General features: G+C 63.4%; 14 protein-coding genes and 1 tRNA gene. 8 read left to right on the top strand and 7 right to left on the bottom strand.

The window, feature by feature from the left end:
• Positions 1–145 precede the first annotated feature (145 nt).
• Both KA354_14465 and KA354_14460 read left to right on the top strand, forming a co-directional pair.
• Complete coding sequence (locus tag KA354_14465) at positions 146–6,406, top strand: right-handed parallel beta-helix repeat-containing protein (protein ID MBP7935846.1); 6,261 nt, start codon at positions 146–148, stop codon at positions 6,404–6,406.
• Between the two features lie 433 nt (positions 6,407–6,839).
• Positions 6,840–8,198: a hypothetical protein gene (locus KA354_14460; protein ID MBP7935845.1), complete on the top strand. Its 1,359-nt coding sequence runs from the start codon at positions 6,840–6,842 to the stop codon at positions 8,196–8,198.
• Between the two features lie 393 nt (positions 8,199–8,591).
• Here KA354_14460 and KA354_14455 read toward each other — a convergent pair whose 3' ends face one another.
• The 3 genes from KA354_14455 to KA354_14445 all read right to left on the bottom strand — a co-directional run bounded on the left by KA354_14455 (position 8,592) and on the right by KA354_14445 (position 11,011).
• Complete coding sequence (locus tag KA354_14455; protein ID MBP7935844.1) at positions 8,592–9,014, bottom strand: hypothetical protein; 423 nt, start codon at positions 9,012–9,014, stop codon at positions 8,592–8,594.
• Between the two features lie 116 nt (positions 9,015–9,130).
• A tRNA-Met gene (locus KA354_14450) sits at positions 9,131–9,203 on the bottom strand.
• 86 nt (positions 9,204–9,289) lie between these two features.
• Positions 9,290–11,011 carry a GH3 auxin-responsive promoter family protein gene (locus KA354_14445; protein MBP7935843.1) on the bottom strand — a complete coding sequence of 574 codons (1,722 nt, stop codon included), beginning with the start codon at positions 11,009–11,011 and terminating at the stop codon, positions 9,290–9,292.
• A gap of 231 nt (positions 11,012–11,242) precedes the next feature.
• Here KA354_14445 and KA354_14440 point away from each other — a divergent pair, with 231 nt between their 5' ends.
• The 4 genes from KA354_14440 to KA354_14425 all read left to right on the top strand — a co-directional run bounded on the left by KA354_14440 (position 11,243) and on the right by KA354_14425 (position 15,376).
• Positions 11,243–12,529 carry a DUF1015 domain-containing protein gene (locus tag KA354_14440; GenBank protein ID MBP7935842.1) on the top strand — a complete coding sequence of 429 codons (1,287 nt, stop codon included), beginning with the start codon at positions 11,243–11,245 and terminating at the stop codon, positions 12,527–12,529.
• Positions 12,530–12,643: 114 nt separating this feature from the next.
• A complete protein-coding gene (locus tag KA354_14435; protein MBP7935841.1) occupies positions 12,644–13,672 on the top strand; it encodes a hypothetical protein in 1,029 nt (342 codons plus the stop codon).
• Between the two features lie 236 nt (positions 13,673–13,908).
• Positions 13,909–14,835 (top strand): peptide chain release factor N(5)-glutamine methyltransferase, encoded by a 927-nt coding sequence (prmC, locus tag KA354_14430; GenBank protein MBP7935840.1) that lies wholly within the window; start codon positions 13,909–13,911, stop codon positions 14,833–14,835.
• A complete protein-coding gene (locus tag KA354_14425; GenBank protein MBP7935839.1) occupies positions 14,777–15,376 on the top strand; it encodes a hypothetical protein in 600 nt (199 codons plus the stop codon). The genes prmC and KA354_14425 overlap by 59 nt, the downstream gene beginning before the upstream one ends.
• A 33-nt stretch (positions 15,377–15,409) precedes the next feature.
• Here the strand turns inward: KA354_14425 and KA354_14420 are convergent, their stop codons facing one another.
• Positions 15,410–16,861, bottom strand: coding sequence for an NAD-dependent malic enzyme (locus KA354_14420; protein MBP7935838.1), 1,452 nt, complete (start codon positions 16,859–16,861; stop codon positions 15,410–15,412).
• 753 nt (positions 16,862–17,614) lie between these two features.
• Between KA354_14420 and KA354_14415 the strand changes: the two genes are divergently transcribed.
• Positions 17,615–21,550, top strand: a complete 3,936-nt coding sequence (locus tag KA354_14415; protein ID MBP7935837.1) for a S8 family serine peptidase — start codon at positions 17,615–17,617, stop codon at positions 21,548–21,550.
• 71 nt (positions 21,551–21,621) lie between these two features.
• On the opposite strand, the gene KA354_14410 is transcribed toward KA354_14415, so the two are convergent.
• A complete protein-coding gene (locus tag KA354_14410; protein ID MBP7935836.1) occupies positions 21,622–21,825 on the bottom strand; it encodes a hypothetical protein in 204 nt (67 codons plus the stop codon).
• A 143-nt stretch (positions 21,826–21,968) separates the two neighbouring features.
• Between KA354_14410 and KA354_14405 the strand changes: the two genes are divergently transcribed.
• Positions 21,969–22,232: a hypothetical protein gene (locus KA354_14405; GenBank protein MBP7935835.1), complete on the top strand. Its 264-nt coding sequence runs from the start codon at positions 21,969–21,971 to the stop codon at positions 22,230–22,232.
• 509 nt (positions 22,233–22,741) lie between these two features.
• On the opposite strand, the gene KA354_14400 is transcribed toward KA354_14405, so the two are convergent.
• Both KA354_14400 and KA354_14395 read right to left on the bottom strand, forming a co-directional pair.
• Positions 22,742–23,434: a prolyl oligopeptidase family serine peptidase gene (locus KA354_14400; protein MBP7935834.1), complete on the bottom strand. Its 693-nt coding sequence runs from the start codon at positions 23,432–23,434 to the stop codon at positions 22,742–22,744.
• 141 nt (positions 23,435–23,575) lie between these two features.
• Positions 23,576–24,277 carry a prolyl oligopeptidase family serine peptidase gene (locus KA354_14395; protein ID MBP7935833.1) on the bottom strand — a complete coding sequence of 234 codons (702 nt, stop codon included), beginning with the start codon at positions 24,275–24,277 and terminating at the stop codon, positions 23,576–23,578.
• Positions 24,278–24,557: the final 280 nt, after the last annotated feature.

Genomic DNA, 24,557 nt, shown 5'->3' with positions numbered 1-24,557 from the left:
AAGGTGAAGGCAAATGGGCGTGCGCGATGTGGGACGGATCACGAGACCCGCGAACTGGCACGTTTGTGAGGAAATGGAAGCCGATCGTGACCGGACTGAGCTCTTTCTTGCAGTTGGTGAGTAACTGATCGACGGAGAAAAGACGATGGGAAGGTTGAAAGAAGAGAGGATCTTGCTGATCCCCGCCTTTCTAGCGATGCTCCTGATGAGTTATGATGTGGTCCTGGCCCAGTGCACCTGGTCGGCGACGGTGGATGGAGATTGGCTTCAGCCCCAGACCGTTCAGAACGGACCGGCCTACACGCAGGGCTGGGTTGGCGATACGGGCTTTCAGTCTGCCGAGGTGATTCCTCCCGGCTGTCCCGATCTGAATCCCAAGATCAAGCTGTTTGGGGCCGACGGAGAATGGGACGCGCCGCCGGACTACCCGCAGTTCTCCTGCGGCCAGGCGTATGGCAGGATCACGGGTATCTGGACACCGACCCAATACCCCGCCGGATCGTGGGTGGCCCTGCAACTCAGCGTGTCGATTACGGGCAGCCCCATCGGCAATGCCGAGGACTACTACTTCAGAATCAAGAGAAACGGGGTGCTCCTCACGGAGGTGGGACCTCAGACTCAGTTGGCGGAGGTAACCGTCGAGTCCGGCGAGCCACTCGAGTTCGAGGCGTACGCCATGGAGGACGACTTCACGGCCCAGAGCTGGACAACCAGCTACGACAGGACGTTCCACTTCGCGTGTTTCGAGGAGAGCTCTTGCACACCTGAACAGCCATCTGTCATGAATCTCAGAACAGGCTCAATCTACTGCACCATTCAATCCGCCATCGACGCCGCTAACGCTGGCGACGAGATCGTGCTCAGCCCGGGAACGTACACGGGAGAGGGGAATCGCGACATCGACTTCAAGGGCAAAGCAATCACCGTGCGTAGCACTAGACCTGAGAACCCGACCGTTGTTGCCGGAACAGTGATCGACTGTCAGGGGACAACCCAGGGCTGGCGCCGCGGCTTCATCCTCCAGTCAATTCCTGAACCTGGAGCTGCCATCGAAGGCGTGACCATAACACACGGTTGTGCTCCAGATGGCGCCGGCCTGTACTGCGGATCAAGCACCGTCATGATCAGAAAATGCATGGTTGTGGGCAACTTCGCCGCAGAAGGCGGCGGACTGTTCTGCGAGTTCGGTTCTGTGGTTCTCGATGGATGCACGTTCAGCGAGAACCAGGCTATTCGTGGTGGCGGCGTGTACGTATTGTCTTGCAGCTTGAGTGCGACCGGCTGTGTTTTCGCCGGCAACTTGCCTGATTTCAATGGGGGTGGTGGCGGACTCCACATTCAATCATCCAGCCCGACGTTAGTGGCTTGCACATTCATCGCCAACGGGGTCGACGGCGCTACTGGTGGAGGGGTCTATAACGACTCCGGTAACCCGGAGCTCATGCAGTGCATGTTCATCAGCAACAACGTGGGGCCTGGGCAGGGTGGTGGAATGTACAACGGATCTGGTAACCCAGTGTTGACGGACTGCCTATGCAACGAAAACACATCGTGGCGGGGTGGTGGGATGTACAATGATTCTGGGAAACCAGTGTTGCGCAACTGCACTTTTGATCGGAATGGCCAAGGTCTTTATGGTGTTTACGGGGGGGGCTTTCACAACGGCTCCGGAAGTCCGACGCTAGTCGCCTGCACGTTTACTGGCAACCATGCACGTGACGGGGAGGGCGGTGGAATGTACAACGCATCTGGCAACCCAGCGTTGACCGACTGCGCCTTCTTTAGCAATGTTGCAGATGGCGAGGCTGCGGGCGGAGGAATGTCCAGCGAGGCAGGTAGCCCTACGTTGACCGACTGTGTTTTCGAGAGTAACTCGGGGGGGCAGGGCGGCGGGCTATATAGTCGCGGTAGCCCGGTACTGAGACGCTGCACGTTTTCCAGGAATACAGCCACTCATATGACGTCCTACGGCGGCGGAATGTACAGCCAGGGAAGTGCGATGTTAACCGCCTGCACCTTTAATGGAAACTGGACGATCGAGAACTCGGCTTTCTCTGCTGGTGGAGGGTTATACAATGCTGGCAGCGCAACACTAGAGTACTGCACCTTTGCAGACAACGTAGCTGGAGCCGATGTCGTCGCTCAGTCGGTTGGTGGAGGAATGTACAATGGGCCTGGTCCAACGATACTGACCAACTGTGCTTTCAGCCAGAACTTAGCAAGGGAGGGTGGCGGTCTCTACTTGGACTCAACCTCGCTGGCGATGCACAATAGCACGGTAGATAAAATCAGCGGCGCGATAGTCGCGAATAGTGTTATTTATTTGGGATCGGACAACTCGGTCACCGTAGACAGTTCGCTACTCCTGGGGAATTCCTCCGAGATAATCGGCAACGGACGGCTCACAGTGGAGGAGGCCGCGGCGCTGTACGTACAGGATCAGGCGACTATTGACCTGCTCGCCCCTGGGTGCCAATCCACCGGCGGCTGCACTCCGCCGGAGCACGTCTGCGACGCGGCGGGGACCGCTGGTGTGGATTTGTGCCGTGGTTCTCTAACGAGTCATGGGTCTCTCATCGCCAAGGACTCAGCCAAGATTCAGAACACCCGGATTACCATTACTCGAGGGAGTTTCAACGATAGCGCGGAGATCTACAACAGTGTAATCGTGGCGGAAGCAGGCACGCCCGTCGGCCAGTTCTTTGTTGAAGGATCCGTGCAGGTGAGCGGCAACGTGATCCACGCTTACGGCGACCGCTATCTGGATTTTGACCCACGGTTGTTTGATCAGAATCAGATCGGCTGCAACTGGCTGTGTGTCACCGTCACTGAGGGCCAGGGCCTGGAGCGCGGAGGGCTGTTCGAATGCCGCGGTAAGGACGTGACCAATCCTTCGGCAGGCTCCGGTCCGTACCAGATAGACGGCGTTCCGGAGTTCAGCCCGCAGTCTTGGACGCTGGAGCGACTGGAACTGGTCCGGGAGCCTAAGTGCACCAGCGGTGCCAAGCTGAACCTGACCAACCGCTTCAACTTCCAGGACAGGTATTTGGACCAGGATAACCCTGATCCTTCCGAAGTTCTGTATGTCAAGGATCTTGTAGTGGCAGATGGGGCGACCTTGAACACCGGCTTGCAGAAGCTCTACTACCGCAATCTGACAGACCCTGGCGGCCAGCCGTTGCGACCGGACCCGCAGAAGCCCGGCTACTTCAACAACGGCGCCCGCATCGTGGATTGGCCTCTGCTGGGCTTTTCGCTGGGCATCGTCACGATGGAAGACGACACGGAATTCTATAACGTTCCGCGGGTGCGATTCCGGAACGTGGATGCTGCCGATCCGAAGCCCAATTGCCTGTGCACCGGCAGTTGCGGTGGTCCCGATCCGACCCAATGCAGGGGCGGTGAAGTCCGGCGTATGCCCAAGGAGGAGGCTGGCAACTTCACGGGTAGCGGGGTCATGGCCATGACCACGAGAAAGGTGGATATGACCACCGGACTGCCGCTGAAGATACCGACGCGCTCGGTGGCCGCCAAGGCCTCCTTTGCCAAGATGAGCGAGCCGACGCTCGTAGTCTTCTTCAAGTACCTGTTCTGTGAGGTGTCACCGGGAACGAAGATCAACGTGTATCTCAGCAGCAACTCGGAGGTAAGCAAGGAGAACGTCAAGATCGCCGAGCTATACCCGCCGCCGGCAGGTCAACCGGGCGGCGTAGGAAGTACTGCTCTCGCGTTCTTCACCGGTCGCTTCCCGCGACGAGGCGTGGATCTCGATGGCCAGGCTTACGACCTCGATTTCATCAAGGGCACATTCGTCGAATTGGAGCTGGTGGGCGGGCAGGATGGCGCGAACGAGCCGCTGTCGGCGACGGTCTGGATCGACGATTTTGATCCGCGGGTCTACTGCCAGACGGTGTGTTCGACCTTCGATAAGGATTCGACGGCGACGATCTTCGACTTGCTGGTTCTTTTGGCGGAGACAGGTCAAGCGGTGCCGTTCGGCAAGTTCTGCCTGGACCTCAGCGACGACGGCTACCTGAGCCTGGGCGATGTGGCTGCTTGGGAGATGATAGCCAACTCAAGTTTCAACTTCTGCTCGAATCGGAAGACTGGCGCCTGCTGCAAAGATGGCACATGTGCAGAAGGGACTGAAGGCGATTGCCTGACCGCAGGAGGCGCGTACAAGGGAGACGGTTCGTCCTGCGGATCGGTCTCGTGCGTAAGTCCTTCCGCGGGACCGGCGGACAAGGTTCGTGTGGCCGCGGTATCGCGAAAGCTGACGCAACTGCCGACGGACTCACTGATCGTCCTGGGCAAGCCCGACGACCCGGTACGGCAGGATGACCGCTTGTACGGCCTCAGCCAGCGCGGTACCTGCAAGACTGCCGGTCAGTTAGTGGTTTGCCCACCGGGCGCGACTGATTGTACCCACGGAGCCAGCCGACTGGTCCGCGACGGCAACGGCAAGGTGTACGTGGTCCACAGTATCCACGGCCTGCTGGATGCCGACACCGGCCAGGCGGTCGTTAGTCCAAATCTTGCCGCTGCGTACACTCCTCGTCCTGGCGTGACTGTCAGCGTGGGTATCGATCCCAACGCCGGTCAGGGTGTTCCCTTGTCCGACGCTGCGTTCGAGCGCAGCGACGCCGGTCCGGCGTATGTCTACGTGGTGCCGGTCCAGGTAAACGTGCCAGCGACCGGAACCGTCTCTGACCACACTTACTTTCCCGAGCACACCTACCGGGCCGCAGCCAAGCTGGTGCTCGGTGCAGGCGGCAGCTTCGCTGTGGAGACGCTCTACGGCCTCGACCCAGGTGATCCTGCCACTCAAGCCGCTAACCCATGTCTGAACTGCACGCCGTCGCCAGGCGCGACCTGTCGGCCCAGCTGCGACTTCAGCGGTATGCGTGAGATCGAGGTGGATGCCGCGGGCAAAGTCTATCTTCTCACCGCCACCGAGTACAACCAGAACGACTGGCTGCTCCTGTTCGCCAATACCGGGGCGGAACTCGGCCGGGCCAATCTTACCGCCGGTTGCGGCCTGCCCGATGACTACCAGGCTCCCCGCAGCCCTGCATCGCTTATTCTGTCGGCCACTAACCCCGGCACCTTGTATCTGACTTCCTTGATGGATTCCCGGAACCTGATCAAGAACCCTCAAGACCCGCTCACACGCCTGTATCGCTTCGCGTTGGGTGATGCCAACTACCCTTGTCCAGCGCTCAATGAGCAAGCTGCCTGGCTCCAGCTGACAGGCGTGCTCGAGATTCAGCAGCCGATGCCGGAAGCTCGTAGCGGGACAACCTGCAACGGATTCGCCTCGGCGATCACGTCGATCGACGAAGGTCCTGGGGGCGAGCTGTACGTGATGGGCTACAGCGCCCCGACCTTCGAGAAGGAAGAATGGTTGCCCACCTCGGTGGATCGTATCTTCACCACTCCGTCCTTGGCAGAGGTGTCGCCGGCCACGCCATGGGTACTGCCACCGGCCACGGTGACCCGGATCACTGCCCAGAAGATCGCCGGCTGTCCGCAGTGCGATCTGGCCTTGCCGGTCTCGGCCTTGTTCATGCCTGCCTCAGCCACGGCCAGCCCGGATTCGGATGACGACGGTGTTCCGGACAGCCAGGATGACTGCCCGGGTACGCCCGCGTGCTTTGTGGTGGATCACACCGGCTGCCAGGCGGTGAAGTGCGACCAGATCAACCTGTCGGCGACGATCACCGGCAGCCAGATCACGGCGACGGTTACCTCGACGTTACCATCGGGCACGATACTGAGCATTCTCAGTAACGGCCAGCAGGAGTACATGACCCTGGACAGTCAAGGTTCCGGTTCTGTGATGCTCGACCGCCGGGAACTGACGCAGACCGTCTCCATTGCAGAGTGTCCCGACAAGTCCGTCGTCGTTCAGGATCAATCTGAGGCGGCCTGCTGGGAGATCACCTCGTTCGACGTCCAGTGTGACGAGGAGTCCGATCCAGCCAATCCTAAGCTGGTGGCCACAGTCCGGTCCAACCTGCCGAAGGATACGACGTTGACCATCGACAGGAACGGCGAGCAGAAGTTGGCGACCATGGACTGCAAGGGCGAAGCCAAAATCGCCTTCACGGGTCTGAGCGGCCGACAGACCGTGCAGATCAAGCAATGCCCGGCCTTCAAGGCGGAGCTGGTTTGCCCGCGAGGTTGCCCGGCCGACTTCAATGGGGACAAGGACGTAGACATGGACGATTACAGGCATCTGGCGGACTGCGTCAGTGGGCCGCAGGTTCCCCTGCTCCAGGCGACAACCTGCCAGGACGCCGACCTCGACGGAGACGGCGACGTCGACCAATCCGACTTCGGTATCTTCCAGCGGTGCTACAGCGGCTCAGACAAGCCAGCCGACCCGGACTGCGCTGCACCGTAGCGGCCGAAACAGACCTGCCTGTGTGAATGGCGGTCGAAAACAGCATCGCTCGGGCCGGTGCTGGTAGTCGGTTCGAAGGCGTGGCGCTCAGGATGCCCGTGGCTGTGAGAGTGGGTCACATTGCTGAGCTTCTCACATTCGGCATCAGACCGGAACTCACAGCGAGGGCCAGAAGGGTGTTACGAGACATGGACATGCGGACAGAGACCGCCCGCGAGACTCAGTTGCTGGCCGAGGAACAGGCCCAACTGCGCCGTTGCTGGCGGGAGCTTTCGAAACCCGGCGTATGCAGACGGCCACGGCCAACTCGCTGATTCCCATTGCTTGGAGTGAAAGAAGGCACGCCGGCCGAGTTGGTGAGTTAGCCGGGAGATGTGCATGTTGACTTCGGGTCTGTGGATACTGGCGGCGTTGAGAGCTGAGGAGGTCACCCATGGTGCAATGGACGGAGGGTTTGCTGGTTATCCTTATGCTGGGAATGGAAGCGTCGTCCCATGGACAGTGTGGAGACTGGGAGACGCGCTACGGTGGCGGCGAGTGTCTGCCCCTACAAGTCTATCGCGAAAACGGCTCGGGTGTGGTTGATGCAAGCACAGTTTGGGACCCGGACGGCCCCGGGCCCCAGCCGCCACTCCTAGTGCTGAGGTTTGCCTTTCAAGATGGTTTTTTTGATCGTCCTTTTGCTGCTTTGTGGGCTTATGGTGGCTGGGGGAATTGGAGAGCGATGGATGGTGGCGAGTCGCACACGGGCGCCCTTGGTGTCTATGATGGCCAGCTGATCTCGGGGGATGCTTATTGGGATGGCTCAACCTGGAAACCGCTCAGCGGCGAGGTGCGCGGCTCGGTGGATGCCTTGACGGTATACAACGGGGAGCTGATCGCCGGGGGCTTTTTTTTCGGGCCCACCGGTGGCGCAGAGCCGTACTGCGTCGCCCGTTGGAGCGGTCCGACGTGGGAGCGATTAGGGAGCATACTAGGGGGTACTGTATGGGGGGTTACCACCCTGACAGTCTACAAGGGTGAGTTGATCGCAGGGGGAAATCAGTTCATCAATCTCAATTCTCCTGAGCCCTCCAAGGCTCCCGGTGTTGCGCGATGGGATGGCGCGAACTGGGTACCCTTGGGAAGCGGTCTGAGCAGTGAGCATTGCCAATTGTGTCAGATAAGTGCTCTCACCGTCTACAACGGCGAGTTGATCGCGGGGGGAGCCTTTGCCTTCGCCGGCAGCGAGGAGGCATGCAACATCGCGAGCTGGGACGGCTCGACGTGGAGGCCCCTGGGAAACGGGCTGAACGGCCCGGTCTATGCCCTGACGGTGTACAACTGTGAGCTGATCGCCAGCGGGGGGTTCAGCGCAGCTGGAGGTGCGGAGGCACGGGGATTTGCCCGCTGGAACGGTAGACAGTGGCGGGCACTCGACAGTTGGAACATGCCGGTGCGCAGTCTGGCCGTCTATGAAAGCGAGTTGATGGCAGGCGAGTTTATCATTGTGCCTTACCCGGAATGGCCTTTTCTCTCGTTTTGCATCGATTGGACGACCTGGCGCGGGGTCAACTATGCTGACTTGAACCACGACTGCCGTGTGGACCGAACGGACCTCGTTATGCTCGAGGCGTGTGCCAGCGGCCCGGCCATGCCATATAGATCTGGTTGTGCGCTTCTGCCGGACGGCCAAGGCGTCGTCGCCGCCGACTTCGATCACGACAACGACGTCGACCAGTCCGACTTCGGTGTCTTTCAGCGGTGTTGGAGCGGGGCGAACAAGCCGGCCGATCCGAACTGCGTGAAGTGAATTGGCCACCGCAACCTCGTTAGCCATCGCGGCCAGGCCTCACCTGGAAGGACTGGATGCAGGCTGCGACAGTGATGTCGACCAGGCCATCAGCCCCGTCTTCACATCCACTCCACCAACCGATCCCGCCACGTGCTCTCGCCGGCCATCTTACGCCACGCTTTTCGGAACCTCCGCTCCGATGCCCGTTGCTCCCGGACAGCCTGGCGAATCCTCCTCTCGAGTTCTCGCCGGGAGACCACCTGTATCACCTGAACCACGTTCTCAACCTCCGTGCCAAGGGTACTGCTCAATCCTGGGCAGTGCCCGCCGGCTTCACCTGCCATGCCCTGCTCCCCGGGCTCCAGTATCTGCCGTTGTCGCCGATGATGACGAAGTCGATGATCATACCGATCACCTCTTCCCAACCGTCGTTTCCCGCCGCAGCAGCCGGACAATCCCATCCCGCAGTTTGTCCCACTCAGGCATGCAGAGGGGCACTTGAGTCGTCGCCCGCTGCGCATCATCCGAGGGCACCGTGATGCGGTGGTAGCTCAGCACCTCCTCGAACTCCTCGATGATTTGGCGGGCTGTGTCACGCGCCTGCGTGACCTTCCAGTAAGCGGCGATCAACTGGTCGACCGTAAGATGGGGCATACCGTCCTTCCCTTCAGGCAAGCACCGTCCCCCCGCAAGCCACATGGCGATCAGGCGATCATATTTCGACTGGCTTTCGGGCGTGTCATATGGCCGGAGATAGAAGTCCTTTCCATCGATGGTAACGATGGCTTGACCGGACGGTTTGTGGTGGCGATAGCTTGGGTTATTGGCGGGCATGTGCAGCCTCCATGAGCCCAATCCGGTAGACTACCGGTTTGTGGGGCTCTCAGGGTCGCACTGCCCGACTCAGGCAGGTACGCGTAAGTCGCGCATTCGGCTGGGCTTACGCCCATTAGCGGGGACTGGACTCGAACCAGTGACCTCGAGGTTATGAGCCTCGCGAGCTACCAACTGCTCCACCCCGCAGTCGAGACACGCAAACCTACACCAAGTCTGGAGAGCTGTCAAATCGAATGGCAGGCTCTTTCGCCCCGTCCCGGACGGCGGCCTTCTCATCCCGAGAACGCGGCATCTTCACCCGGTCGAACATAGAGATAGCGGTGCTTGTACTGCTCGTTGCCTTTGCGGTACCGGTCGGCCTCGCAGCGGTCCAGCTCAGCCAACACGCCCGGCCGCAGGAGGTGGCTTCGAACCGGAGCCAGGCGGGCGCTCTGCCGCTTGCCGGCGTACTCCACGTTGACCGCGTGGAGCTGGGCGTCGAGCACGTTCGCCAGCCGGTCCAGCCAGTCGGCCGGGGCGGCCCCAGCGGTGTGGCCAGTGGGCTGCGCTTCCCCCGCCACGGCCGTTGGGTGCGAGTGAGGCTCCACATGGAGAAGGTAGTACGGCGGGTCGGCCCACTGCGGAGCAAGAACGAAGCTCGCGATCGGCAGCCCCAGTGCGGTCGTCGCCTTCTCCATCGCCAGGATGACCTGGTGTTCGGTCAGCTTCTCACCAGCCATCGACGAGATATGGGCGCCCTTGTTGAGGAACTCGATGATCGGAGCCTGTCCGGCAAAACCGACCACGCGGACTAGATCGCCGAGGTCGTAGCGGTACAGCCCGGACGACGTGGTCAGCAGGACGAAATACTCCTGGCCGACCTCGACTTCGTGGCTGCGGAACGCGCGCAGGGAGGTCTCCTCCATCCGGTCGCGGGGTACGAACTCGAAGAAGTTGCTGGTCACCTCGAGGATGCCGGCCGGCGTTCCGTCGTCCACCGGGATCGAGACTCGCCCCTCGCTGGCGAGCAGGCCCACGTCGCGGACCGGCACATCGCCGAAATACTCGGGGAACTCCTGCAGGTAGAGGCCCATGGTCCCGCCTGTCCAATTGGCGAGAAAGGCGAGATCCCAGTAGTGCCTGGGCAGCAGCCGCCCGTGCTGCCTGACGATCGCTTCCAGACGCCGGGCGGTTTGGGGATCGGCCTTGAGCCGTGGGCGGAGCGCCTCTCGGACGCTCGACGGCACGGGCAGGTCGGCGCGGAGCGTTCCATCATGAACGTCGCGGATGATCTGCTCGCGGCAGTGGTCGGCCGTGCGGGCGAGCTTGAGCTGGGTGGCCGGGCTGGCGGTGATGACAAAGGCGGCGTCGGCCGGGACCGCGAGCCGCATGATGGTGTAGTGCTTGGCGGCGGCATCGTCGATCTCAGCCAGGCATCTCGGGGTGATGTAGTACTTGCGGACCAGCCACTTCTGCGTGGCGGCCATCAGCCCGGTGATCGCGCCGCAGGGGATGCCGGTCTGGGTGCGGGCTTCATCCATCCGCGAGCTGACTTGAACGATACCGCGGAGCATGGCCACCGGATGATCGAGCAGGGCTTTGATGCCGAATGCGTTCCACCCCTGGCGGTACTCGTTCAGGAAGGCGTCGGTGACGGGGATGTACTTGGGTTGCTCGGTGGTGCCACTGCTCATCGCGAACATGTGCACGCGCTGCCGTCCGCCGAACAGGGCACTCCATTCGCCCGCCTTGACCCGCTCGATGTAGGGGTGGAAGTCCTCGTATCGCAGGATAGGCACCTCGCGGGTGAAATCCGCGGCCGAGCGGATGCGATCGAAATGGTACTTGCGGCCGAAGTCGCTGTCCGCGTTGCGGCGAATCTTGGCCAACAGAACTTGTTCCTGTACGGCCGTTGCCCGGCGGGTGGCGGCTTGGAGGCCTTCGTAAACCCGCCGGGCGTGGTTGCCGGCCACCAAGGCGGCGATGCGGTCGAAGAAACTGGGGCGGCGTCTCATCGTGGGGCATGATAACCCCGGCATTGCATACCGCAACGCTGGGCAAGTGAGCGTAGAGCATGGAGAGCGGAGACAGTGCGGATGCGCTCCGGAAATCCCCGCAGGGTGCATACATCCCAATCCTCCATTCGGCGTGTTCGCCCCGACGTCTTCGCCCCCCCTTGATGCTCCTCTGCAAGCAGGTTAGCCTGACCGTGTTGAGTTGACGTCGCCGTGTACCGAGGGCGAACCGTGCCAGAGATCATGCCGTTTCGAGCGTTGCGTTACAGCCCGAGTCGTTGCGTCGGCCAGTGGGACCGCCTGATCGCTCCGCCCTATGACGTGCTCAGCGCGGACGACAAGGCCGCCCTGTTGCGTGGGCACGACCGCAACATCGTGGCCATCGACCTGCCGCACGTGCCGCCCAAGGAGGCCGGCCCCGATGAGGTCTATGCCCAGGCCGCCGGGACGCTCCAGCAATGGCGGCAGGACGGTACCCTCGCTCTCGACGACCAGCCCGCGCTGTACGTGTATCACCAGGAATACAGCTTCGGCGGCAAGCGCTTCCTACGCCGCAAGTTCTTCGCTCGCATGCGCTTGGAGCCGTTCGGGACCGGAACGGTGTTCCCCCACGAGCAGACCTTCGGCGGCCCGAAAGCCGACCGGCTCAAGCTGATGCAGGCCACCCGCTGCCAGCTCTCGGCGGTTTTTGGCCTGTATAGTGATCCGGATCACGCGGTGAGCAAGCTGCTCGACCCCCGCAGCCGACCGGCCGACGTGACCGCGACGATGGAGGGAGTGGTCAATCGGCTGTGGGTGTTGCGGGACGCCAAGATCGCCCGTGCGGTGGCCGAGCATCTGGCTCGCCGGCCGGTGTTCATCGCCGACGGGCATCATCGGTACGGCACCGCCCTGAACTACCGCGACCAGCTGCGGGGCGAGCAGGCCCTGCCCGCGGACCACCCCGCACACTTTACCCTGATCGGCTTGTGCGCCATGGAGGATCCCGGGGCAGTGATCATGCCTACTCACCGGGTGCTGTCGGGCTTCGGCAAGGTCGCGCCGGCGAGGGTGATCGAGTCACTGGCCCAGGGACTGATGATGAAGCCGGCCGGCGGCGTGAACGAGCCCGAGAAGCTGCTGCCCTGGAATTCGGCCGACGATCTGTGCGTCTACGTGACCGGGAAGGGCCAAGCATATACCGCCCGATTCACCCGCCGCGAGGTTCTGGCGACGCTGGCTCCGGAACGGAGTGCGGCCTGGCGCAAGCTCGATCTCGCGTACCTGCACCGATACCTGATCGACGAATTGGTGACCAAGGCAGCACTCGGCGGGACGGCCCCCACGATTCAGTACCTTAAGGCGGCGGACCAGGCGATCGACGCGGCCCGGCAGTGCCACGGGATCGCCCTGCTGTGCAAACCGTGCACCATGGCCGAGCTGAAGGCGGTCAGCGAAGCGGGCGATCTGATGCCCCAGAAGAGTACGTATTTCTATCCCAAGCTGGCGACCGGACTCGTGATCAACCCCCTCGAATGAGATGCCGTGATAGATGGGGGACCAGGTCAAAGCGAAGAATGTGAGCGAAGGCGTGGCTGACTGCTGATCGCTGCTCGCTGAAGGCCCGATTTCGCATGCAGGCACGACGGACCGATGACTGAGGGTCAACGACCGACCATTCCTCCTATGGCCATCTTTTACCATTGCTCCTGCGGTCAGAACATACGTCTCCCCGACGCGGCGGCGGGAAAGAAGGCTCGCTGCAAGGCGTGCCATCTGGTGTTCGTGGTCCCCGGCGACGTCCCCGTGATCCGTCGGCCGCCGCCAGCATCCGTCCCGCCGACCGAAGCGGAAGAGGAGCAGAGCGAGCAGGAAGACGAGTCCCGGAAAAGCCACATGCCCCGGGAGGAATCCGAGAGCATCTACAGCCTGCCCGGACGGATGGAATTCCACGACGAGATCTCCGGGCCGCAGTCGCCTTTCTGGGCCGACCTGCTCGGTTCCTTCACCTTCTTCATCGACCCGGGGAACCTCATTACCTTGCTGGTCATCACCGCGGCTCAGTTCGGGCTCGACGCCCTGGGCTACCTTCCGTTCATCTGGTTCCTTCATTTCGCGGCCTATGTCCTCCTCGCCGGATTCCTCTGTGCCTTCTACTTCGCGATCATCCGGGAGACCGCCTCCGGTGAAGATGACCTGCCGACCGTCTGGTTCACACGCATTCTGGACGATCTCATCGTGCCCCTGCTCGAGTTCCTGTGCACTTTCCTGGCGGCGTTCATGCCTGCCCTCATTCTCGTGTTTCTGGACTACTACTACTCCCTGTCAATTCCGCCGGCGGTGATCTGGCTGGTTGCGGTCCTCGGTTGTCTCTTGTGGCCGGCCATCATCCTGACCGTCGCTCTGGGCGGCGGCGTGGGCAGCCTCATGCCGCACCATGTGGTGCTCACCCCCTTGGCAGCACCTGTGGCGTATCTGGCCATCTGTGCCACCATTCTCGTGGCCATGGGCATCCTGATCATCCCCGAACTCCCGCAGGTCAGGCGTTACGTCGCCCAGGCGGGCCTCGTCGGCAGCCTGGTCACCTCCACCTTGAATGTCTACGCCTTTATCGTCGCGATGCGGGCCATCGGCCTGTACTACCGCCATTTCAAGCACAAGTTCCCCTGGACGGCCGAATAGACGCCGCTCACCCGCGCGCCGGCGAACACCGGTCGGGCGACATCCTTGGCGCCCATTCCGCCATTCTGTGACGTATTGCTTCAGAAGACCGAAGTCGTTTCGGCCGACGTCGCCATCCTTGTCACAGTCTGTCACGGTGCAGTCGCCCAAGCAGGGAACGGTTGAACCGGAAACACAGGCGACAAGCCGGGGCGCCGGTGTTGTGCCCAGGCCGCACCTGGTCGTATAGTGCGGCCATGGCTGACGTGAACCCCCAGGCGGGCGGCTCTTCTACGACACAGCAGGGAGTCTGGACGGTCGGACGGCTGCTTCAGTGGACGACGGGGTGGTTCCAGCAGAAGCAGGTCGAGGGCGGGCGGCTGGCTGCCGAGCTGCTCCTCGCCCGGGCGATGAACTGCAAGAAGATCGAGCTCTACACCCGGTACGACCAGGAGCCGACCGAGGAGCAGCGGGCAGCGTTCCGCGAGCTGGTCCGCAGTGCCGGTGCTCACACGCCCATTGCGTATCTGCTGGGGTTTCGGGAGTTCTTCTCGCTTGAATTCGAGGTGACCCCCGCGGTGCTCGTCCCCCGCCCGGAGACCGAGGCCCTGGTTCAGCGAGCCATCGACCTGTGTCGGGAGATGCCGGATCAGTCGTGGCGAATCCTCGACGTCGGTACCGGTTCCGGTTGCGTGGCCGTCGCGATCGCCAAGTACGCCAAGAACGCATCGGTCGTGGCCGGGGACATATCCGGCGAGGCGGCGGCCGTCGCGAGAAGGAACGTCGAGCGGCACGGCCTGGACGAGCGGGTCCAGGTGGTTGAGGCCGATTGCACCGCGCTGCCGGCCGAGATCACCCCGGCAGGCGGCTTCGATCTGGTCGTCTCCAATCCGCCGTACATCAGCGAGGAGCTGTACCGCACACTTCCGCCGCACATTCGCGACCACGAACCGAAGATCGCCCTGGCCTTGGACGGCAGCGACGGGCTGGTCATGTACCGCCGGCTGGCGGCCGAGGCCCCGGCCGTGCTGCGCCAGCAGGGGCGTCTGCTGGCGGAAATCGGCTCCGGGCAACTGACCTCGGTCGTGGAGACCTTCCAGGCCGCTGGCGGCTGGAGCTATCTGGGTGCCCACCGCGATCCGACCGATCCGCACGAACGAGTGGTCGAGTTTCTTCTTGATTGAGATCGTGGTCATGAATCCCAAGCCCAAGGCCATCTTGATGTTCCTCCTCATGCTGGCCATTACCGTCGCCGCCTATACCGTCGTGTGCTTGGCCATGGCGCGAACACTGAACGCCGGGGCGATGGCCCTGATGACCGTGTTCCTGGGCAGCTCGCTGCTGCTCGGCTTGTGGCTGCAGAAGCGGATTCGGCGCAGGGCTATCGCCGATCATCTGCGATGTGGGGCGTGCGGGTACAACCTCACCGGGCACAAGGCGGTGATCGGCGAGTCCCAGGTGAGATGCCCGGAATGCGGCGAGCCGTTGCTAGAGGCGAACGTGGTGAGGGAAGGTCAGCCGCATCCGGAGGAGATGCGGCGTTCGCGGGGACGGCTGACTCTCGTCTCCGCCGCAATCGGCTTGGTCTCTTTCTGCGTCATGGCCGCGGTCATGCTGACCCAGGGCAGGCGAGGCGGCGACTTCTGGGTCATCGTGGTCGCCGTCCTATGCATGATCTTCTCGCTCGCCGTGACGTACCGGAAGCAGTGCCGTGACAAGCGGTAGAGAGCGGCGACCGGTCGCTGCCACCTGCGTTTCTCAGAACGCGTGGCCGCCGTCGGCTTGCAGCGTGTAGGGCGGGCGGCGGTCGCGTGAGGCCACGCCGCATTCCTGGGCGGCCTTCGAGACCGCCTCGGCAACGACCGGGGCCACGCGACGGTCAAAGACGCTGGGAATGATGTAGTCGGGCGTTAGTTCTCGGGGGGAGATTACACCAGCAATGGCCCGGGCAGCGGCGATCTTCATCTCCTGCGTGACCCGCCGAGCGCGGACATCGAGCATGCCTCGGAACAGCCCCGGAAAGCAGAGCACGTTGTTGATCTGGTTCGCATAGTCCGAACGGCCGGAAGCCACGACCGCCGCACAGGTCGCCGCGAGGTCGGGATCGATCTCCGGATCGGGGTTGGCCAATGCAAAGACGATCGGCCGGGGGGCCATACGCTTGATGTCGTCGGCGGTGATCAGGTCGGCGGAGGCGACGCCGATGAACACGTCGGTGCCCGCCATCGCTTGGCCGATGGACCCGCTCACCTGGTCCGGGTTGGTGTGCTCCACCAGCCACCTTTTGACGGGGTTGCCTGAGGTGTCGCGATCTCTGTTCAACGCCCCTTGCCGGTCGCAGACGACCACCGAACCGACGCCCACCGACTGGAGCAGTTTGACGATCGCCTGGCCGGCCGCTCCGGCTCCGCAGACGGTGACGCAGAGGTCCGGCATCGGCTTCTGGACGATGGTCAGGGCGTTCTGCAGGGCGGCGAGCACCACGATCGCGGTGCCGTGCTGGTCGTCGTGGAAGACCGGGATGTCGAGCCGCCCGGCGAGTCGTTCCTCGATCTCCACACAGCGGGGCGAGGAGATGTCTTCCAGGTTGATTCCGCCGAAGGTCGGAGCAAGGTAGGTGACGGTCTCGATGATCTTCTCCGCGTCCTTGGTATCGAGACAGATCGGAAAGGCATCGACCCCGCCGAACTCCTTGAAGAGCATCGCCTTGCCCTCCATCACTGGCATCGCGGCCAGCGGACCGATGTCGCCCAGGCCCAACACCGCCGTCCCGTCGGTGACGACGGCCACCGTGTTACGCCGAATGGTCAACGAGAAGGCCGCGTTCGGATCGGCCTGGATCGATCGGCACACTCGTGCGACCCCGGGCGTGTAGGCCATCGAGAGATCGTCACGGTTCTTGATGGCCATTCTCGGCTGGACCTGGATCTTCCCACCGATGTGCAGCAGGTAGGTGCGGTCCGAAACCCGCAGCACCTCGACGTCGTTCATCGCATGAAGCCGATCGACGATGTGCTGGCCGTGCTCGACGTCCCGGGCGTTGAAGGTGATGTCGCGGACGATCATCTCCTTGCGGACTTCCACAAGATCAACCGAGCCGATCATGCCCTCGACTTCGCCGATGGCGGAGGTAATGCGGCCGAGTTGACCGGTCTTGTCGGGATATCGCAGACGAACCGTGAGACTGTAGGAGGGGCTTTGACGTTTCATGATGATTCCAGAGGGATGGAGTAGGGAAAGGAAACAGGGGGCTTCGCGAGGCGGCGAGATAACCCCGAGGGGCGGGGACAGGAGGATGCACCGCCACGCATGTCAACCCTCCATCGGGCCCATTCCTGCCGACGGTCAGAGGCGGTCAGCCTGCTTCGCGGCTTCCTCCCGGCGCGACAGGATCCCGGGGACCGTCCACGGGAACGGGACGCATTGTACCTCCGTGCTCTCGACCTTTCCAATGCCGAAAGCGGGCCCGCCTTGCTCGGTTCGGACAAGTCCGGATTCCGAGTGTCAGCATGGTGTACTCATCGATCCGTTGACTGCCGACGCCTCGCAGGCTGCACGTGGGCACGCCCTCGTGGCCATCGCGATCCACGCAGCCCCCCGAGTATCAGCCGCCCCATGTTGCCATCCGAACGCTCTATTCCCGGTTATCTGCATGGGACCGCGGAGCTTGCATGGGAGTAGAGGCGATGAGAGCCGGCAGGCCGTCTGCAATCCGCCTTCCCCTTGAAGGCCGACCGCTCTGCCGCTTGCGGACGCGAACGACGGTTATTTGCCGTTCCTGGCCCGATAACCGTCGAGTTCTCGCGGAACGAATTGACCGGGGCTCTCATGTATGTTATTTGGAGTAAGTGAGTTGCCCGATGCCGAGAGGCGCTGTCAGCCTTGAAGGCAGAGACGCAGGCGAGGGCCGCCACTTCCGTTTCGCCTGCGACGTAGTCCGCTTTCCGAATGCCGGAGAACATCATGAGAGGTTTCAAGAGGCTCAGGTTCGTGTCGTGCAACGCTCGTTGTGTCCGCAGGCTAGGCTTGCTGTTCGCCGGGTTAGGGGCGTTGAGCGGCGCCGAGTGGGCTTTCGCCAGTGGCAATCTGGAGGTTCAACCGTCGTCTCTGATCATCGACTGCACGGGCACGGCGGGCGGAGCGTCTGCCGCGAGTGGTGCGATGAATGCGCTCGACGTTCCTCCCCAGGGGACGCTCGATCTGTCCAATCCGCAGGCCGTTCTGGGACCGATTCGGCCTGACCAGATCACGATCCGTTTCAGGACTGCCAGGGCGGCCGCGCTTCACGCGGACCGAATGACGGTCGCGCCGCACGATCGCGGACGGTGGATGGACCACGCGGCGGCCGCCCGGCCGGCACGGTTGCCGATCGCGGTTCAGGGCTTGCGTCCTCAGGCGTCCGGTCATGCCAAGGCGTTGCGGACCTTGAACACCCACGCCCAGCTGCGCGCCGAAGCGGCCACCCTCGCGGGTGGCAAGACGCTGGCCGCTCATCGCTCGGCGGCCGTGTCCCGCGCTTTGGCCGGCGCTTTCCAGCCCGCCGACCCGATGGGCATCTTCCATGCCAAGGTCGTCCCGGGCACGGACCTGCGGGCGCTGTGTCTGGAACTCATGAGGCACCCGGAGGTCGTCTACGCCAGCCCGAGCCCGGTCTGCCGGCCGATGGTCACCCCAAACGATCCCCTGTATCCGCGCATGTGGAATCTGCCGATGATCAACATGCCTGCGGCCTGGGACGTGAGCGGGAACACGCTCGGCACGGTTCGCGTTTGCCTGGTGGACAGCGGCGTGCGCATCACCCATTCCGAACTGGCCGGCCGGATCGCCGATCCGACCGACGTCTATCTCGACAACGGAGACGCCTTTGCGGACGCCGACCCCAGCAACGACGATCCGGACGGCCACGGGACGGCCTGCGCCGGCATCATGGCATCGATTCGGGGCAACGGCCTGCTGGTGGCCGGGATTGCCCCGGTCACCATCATCCCGGTCAACGGGTCCTACACGGAGAACGGCAACACCTACATCGCCAACTACACTGACGGCATTTACTGGGGTGTGGACCATGGGGCGAGCGTGGTCAGCCTGAGTCTCGGCGGGACTCACTCCGATCCCTACCCTGAAGAAGTTGATGCCATCAACTACGCTCAAGCCCACGACGTGGTGGTGTGTGCGGCCGCCGGCAACGACGATGGTCCGGCGGAGCAGACCTTCCCGAGCGCCCTGCCCTACTGCATCCAGGTGGGTGCGGTGGACCAGGACGGCATCCGCGTCCGCCCGTCGAGGTGGTATTGGGGGAGCAACTACGGCTCCACCCTGGATGTCTGTGCCCCGGGCCAGGGGGACGTTGGCCTGTGGGACTCCATTCTGACGCTGGGCAACCTCACCAACACTGCCTACGTCAACTACTTCAACGGCACCAGTGCGGCGACGCCGCATGTGGCCGGCCTCGCGGCCCTGCTCAAGCACATCAACCCGGCCCTGACCGGCAGCCAGATTCGGAGCTGCATCGAATCCACCGCTCGCGACCGGGTGGGCGCTCCTGAGGAAGACATCGCGGGGCGCGACGCCTACCACGGTTACGGCCTGATCGATGCGGCTGCCGCGGCGCAATGCGCGCGCGACGGCGGGCACTGCCTGACGATCAGGAATTCCGGCTCGTCGCCGGTTCAGATCAATGCCATTGAGGCACCGGCCTGGGCACACGTGTCGCCGGCGGCTGCGTTCAGCATCCCGGCCGGAGCCAGCCAGCCGGTCTCCGTGACCGCCTGCGCCCAGTGCTCGGGGTCCGGCATGGACGGCTCGATGGTGATCTACAGCAACGATCCGGGTCAGCCGGCGATCGCGATTCCGGTACACGTGGATTGCGCGAGTTGCCAACCGCTCACCGGCTGCCAGGCAGCCTCGGAGGCGGTTCTGGCCGGACAATCGACGAGCCTCCATGCCCTCCCCGGCGGCAGCGACACGGTCGAGTGGTTCACTGACAGCTGCGGGGGTACGCCTATCGAGGGGGGGGCCACGCCCACGGTTGCGCCCACCCAGACGACGATCTACTACGCGCGCTCGGCGAATCCGGCGGCAGGGTGTGTGGGCAGCACCTGCTGCTCGGTTGAGGTGGCCGTGATCAGCGGAGACCTGACCGTCCAGTCCTTGACCGGCCCGAGCACCAGCGGCGCGGGTCAGACCATCAGCCTTGTCGCCACGACCCGGAACGGCACGACCTCCACGCTGGCCGGGGCCTCGGTGACCCGGCTCTACTGGTCCACCAATACCACCGTGGACGGTGACGACATCGAGATTGGGAGCTGCAGCATTTCCTCGCTGGAGGCAAGTCAGTCGAGCTCGGGCACGGTCACGGCGACCATTGCCCCCGATACCGCGACCGGCACCTACTACGTGATTGCCCAGGCCGACGCGGACAACGACGTGACCGAAACCAACGAGGCCAACAACACCAGGACCCTGACCGTCAAGGTCGGCCCGGACTTGACGGTGTCGACCCTGACCGGTCCGTCGACCAGTGGGGCGGGCCAAGTGGTGACCCTGACGGCCATCGTCAAGAACGGCACGACCGCGAGCCCGGCTGCGGCCTCGACCCTGCGGTTCTACTGGTCCACCAACACGACGCTGGACGGGGGAGACGCCGAGATCGCCAGCTGCGGGGTCGCCGCCCTGGCCGCGAACCAGTCCGGGGCGCCGTGCTCTATCCAACTTGACATTCCCACGGACATCGTTCCGGCCACATACTACGTCTTCGCGAAGGCGGATGCCGACGACGCGGTGGCGGAGACGAGCGAGACCAACAACACCCGGTACAGGTCGATCAAGGTCGGCCCGGACCTGAGCGTCTCGGCCCTGACGGTTCCGAGCACGAGCGGGGCGGGCCAGACGATCGCGATCAGTGCGACGGTCAAGAACGGCTCGACCTCGAGTCCCGCGGGGCCGTTCTTCACGCGACTCTACTGGTCGACCAACAGCACGCTGGAGATCGGCGACACTGAGATCGCAAGCTGGAGCGTAGACGGCCTGGGGGCCGGCGAGTCGACCAGTTTTCAGACGGCGTTGACCATTCCTCTCGGTACCGCCTCCGCGACCTACTACGTGATTGCCAGGACGGACGATGGTGATGCGGTCCTTTCGGAGGTCAGCGAGACCAACAACATCAGGTACGCACCGATCAAGATCGGCGCCGACCTGACGATTCCCACCCTGGCGGCTCCAAGTACCAGTGGCATGGGTCAGGTCATCACCGTCACGGCGACGGTGAAGAACGGCGTGACCAGCAGTCCCACGGGCCCGTTTGTGACCCGGGTGTACCTGTCGACCAACACCACGATCGACGCGGGTGATTCCGAGATCGGCAGCTGCAGCACGGCCGATCTGCAAGCCGGCCAGTCAACGCCATGTTCGCTGTCGGTGGCCATCACTTCGGACATTGTCGCCGGTTCGTACTATCTGATTGCCAAGGCGGACGCTGACGACGCGGTTGTTTCCGAGACCAGCGAGTCCAACAACACCAAGTACGCTTCGATCAAGATCGGGGCCGAGCTGACGATCTCGGCCATGACCAACCCGAACTCCGTCGTTGCGGGGCAGGCCATCACGGTCACGGCGACCACCAAGAACGGTGCGACCGCGAGCCCGGCCGAGGCGTTCTTCACCCGGCTGTACTGGTCCACCAATTCGGCGCTTGACGCGAGCGATGTCGAGATCGGAAGCTGCAGTATTGCCGAGCTGGGTCCGAATGCATCCACGACCTGCACCTTTGCGGTGACCGTGCCGCAGGTCAGCGTCCGGGCGGTGTACTACCTGATTGCGAAGGCGGATGCGGACGGTGTCGTGGTGGAGACCAGCGAGACGAACAACACCCTGTCGCGTTTCATCGTCGTGAGCCCGTGAGCGGGGCTCATCGAAGGCCGCGGACGGTTCGGGGCGACAAGGCCCGGTGGGGCAAGTGGTGGCTGCGGCGCTCACGGTGTCCTGGGCGGTTGGGTGGAGACCGGCCGGGTGGCGGGTGTGGCGTCGGCCGGAGCGATCTCGATCGCCTGGACCATGGCCTCGCCGGAGAAGCGGTTCCAGAACCGGATGGCGATGATTCCGTGTTCTGGTCTGATGTCCTTGAAGGCGAGGTCCAGCGGATGGCCCAGCCCGCCGGCCCTGGCGGCGATATCCACGTCGGCGGCCGCGGTTCTGTCCTGGATGTCGATGCTGGTGGCAGCTGGTTGGGCTGGGCGGGGGCGTCCGTCTGGCAGAACCTGATCCGGGCCCAGTAGGTGGTTTTAGGATCTACGGCAAAGTAGGCGGTGAAGTCCTTCCCGTGGACGCCGTAGCGGTACAGTTCCGCGTCCTTGACGTCGGCCTTGACGTTCGGCCGGGGCTGGGTCCAGGGGTAGCGTTTGAGTGTTTCCTCGGTGACGCGGACGCGGAGGTCGCACTGTCCGTTCTGTCCGCGGAACCAGGGAGCGATGACGCCGTAGCGATCCTCGGCGACGGGGTGGGCGAAGTACTGCCTTGCGGGTTGGGTTTCTTGGGCGGTGACGGAGACGGAGCCGAGCAGGATGGTCATTCCAAGGAAGGCTGAGACCGGTGGCGACATCGTCCAGCTCACATTTTGTGACGTAAAGGAGTGCCTTACCATACAGGGCGCCGGCGGGCGAGCGTGGTCTGTTGCTGCGGTGGGCCCGACGGCGAGCTACCGTTTGTCCATCCACGGACTCCGTTTTCGGTCGCTGGTTGGGTGGGCTGCGCCCGAGGCCAGGCGGCGGGGCATGGTCGGGTGGCTTGTTCGCTGGTCTTGATTGGTGCGATGGCCGGTCGCCTCCGAGCGTGATCGCGGTCGTTTTTTCGACTGAACGAAGCCAATTGAGGGGTCAGCGATCAGCCAGACGGGATTGACCGGTGGTTGAATGCCGACTGTTTGCGCCAAACGAACCCAATTTGGGGGGTGCGGACGGGGGGTTGGGGGTTTGGGCCGAGCCTCTGCCGGAATAACACCGCAGGCGTTCCGGCCGCCCATACGGCAGGCGAACCTGGCTCTTGGCGAGAGCCGCCAACTCTCCGTGCCCGAGCGAGCATGATGTCAGATCCGGCCTACCGCTTATGGCTGAGGAGCCAACTGTAGAACTCGGGGTTATCGTAGGTTCGGGTCCAGGAGTCGTGATCGGCGTTGGGGTACATGGTAAGCTTGACGTTGGGGTTGGTCTGCTTGAGCATGTCGACCATGCGGGTGGACTCGCTGGGTGCGACCACGGGGTCCTTAGCTCCGTGGAACACCCAGGTAGGCGTCTTGGCGAGCTGTTCGCGGGCGAGGTAGGGGATTCCGCCGCCGCAGATGGGGGCGATGGCCGCGAACCGCTCTGGGTGGTGGCAGGCCAGGTTCCAGGTGCCATAGCCGCCCATGCTCAGGCCGGTGAGGTAGATGCGTGACTCGTCGACCGCGTACTTGGCGACGATTTCATCGATCAGGGCGTCGAGGGCGGCGGGGTCCCACCATCTCTTGGCCGGGCACTGGGGGGATGCGACGATGAAGGGGAACTCGCGGCCGGCGGCGATGAGCTTGGGTGGGCCGTGCCGTTTGACGGCCTCGATATGCGTGCCGCGTTCGCCGGCGCCATGGAGGAACAGGACCAACGGCCACTTCTTGTCAGGAGTTCCGTATTCCTTGGGCAGATAGAGGAGATACCGGTACTCGAACGCTTTGGTGACCTCCTTTTTGAAGGTTTGGACGGTTTGGGCCGGGCGGCTGGTGGGGCCTTGTCCGAAAGCAGCGCAGCCGGAGAGCATCAGCCAGGTGATCATGGGAGACACGAGATACGTGACCCGTCTCATCGGTTTTCTCCTATTGAATGAGGCCCGGGGCATGGGGCCTAGCCAGTAAGGGCCATTGGGCGAGCGGTGGGCGGGACCCGATCACGAGATCGCCGGTCACGTGCCCGCGGCTCGGGCCGCTCGCTTGTGGCTCAACAGCCAGTCGTACAGTTCGTGACCCTCGTAGGTGCGGGTCCAGGCATCATGGCCGACACCGGGATAGACGGTCAAGCGGGCATTACCGCCGGCTCGCTGAACGGCCTGGACCATTCGCTGGGACTCATACAGTGGCACGACTTCGTCCCGGTCGCCGTGGAAGGCCCAGACGGGCACGCGTCTGAGCCGGTAGGCGATATAGGGGGGGCCGCCGCCGCAGATCGGGGCGATGGCCGCGAATCGTTCCGGGGTTTCGATCCCGAGAGCCCAGGCACCGAATCCGCCCATGCTGAGTCCGGTGAGGTAAACGCGGTCCTTGTCGATGTTGTGGTGTTCTTCTACCTCGTCGAGGAGTTCGGTGAGCAGGTGGGGGTACCAGGTTTGGTCCTTGGGGCACAAGGGTGATAGGACGATGAAGGGCAGATCGCGGCCGGCGGCGATGAGTTTGGGGGGGCCATGTTTTTTCACCATTTCGAGGTCGTCGCCCCGCTCGCCGGCGCCGTGCAGGTAGAGGATCAGTGGCCAGAAGTGACCCTGAGGTTGGCAGGTGGAAGGCAGATGGAGCAAGTAGCGGCATTGGGCCCGCCTGCGGAAGGGCCGGTCGAGGCTCAAGGCCAGCTGGGGATTGGCCCGGCGGTCCAGGGATGCGGTATTGGAAGACATCCGGGTATTGTGCCGTCGGGTGACCTGGCGGGCAAATGGCCGGTTCGTGGTTGTTGCTGGAGACTGGTGGCCCAGGTCGCTGCGGTGTGTCGTACGGCTGGGTTGTCCAGCCGGGGATCTCGTTGGCGCGTGCCGCCCCGGTTGCCCGGGGCTGGCTGTTGGAGACGCTGCGTTTGGGGGCGAGTCGTTCTTTCGACAGCGGGGGCCGGTCTTGTCAGGCCGTGTTGTTGCGAGGATGATAGCCTTTTGTGGGGTAGCGGTGTGCGGGGCATGGAGGCAT

This window comes from Phycisphaerae bacterium, from assembly GCA_018003015.1.
Classification (GTDB): Bacteria; Planctomycetota; Phycisphaerae; order UBA1845; family PWPN01; genus JAGNEZ01.
Note: the sequence above shows the minus strand (reverse complement) of the source record. Positions and strands in the feature narration are given on the sequence as shown.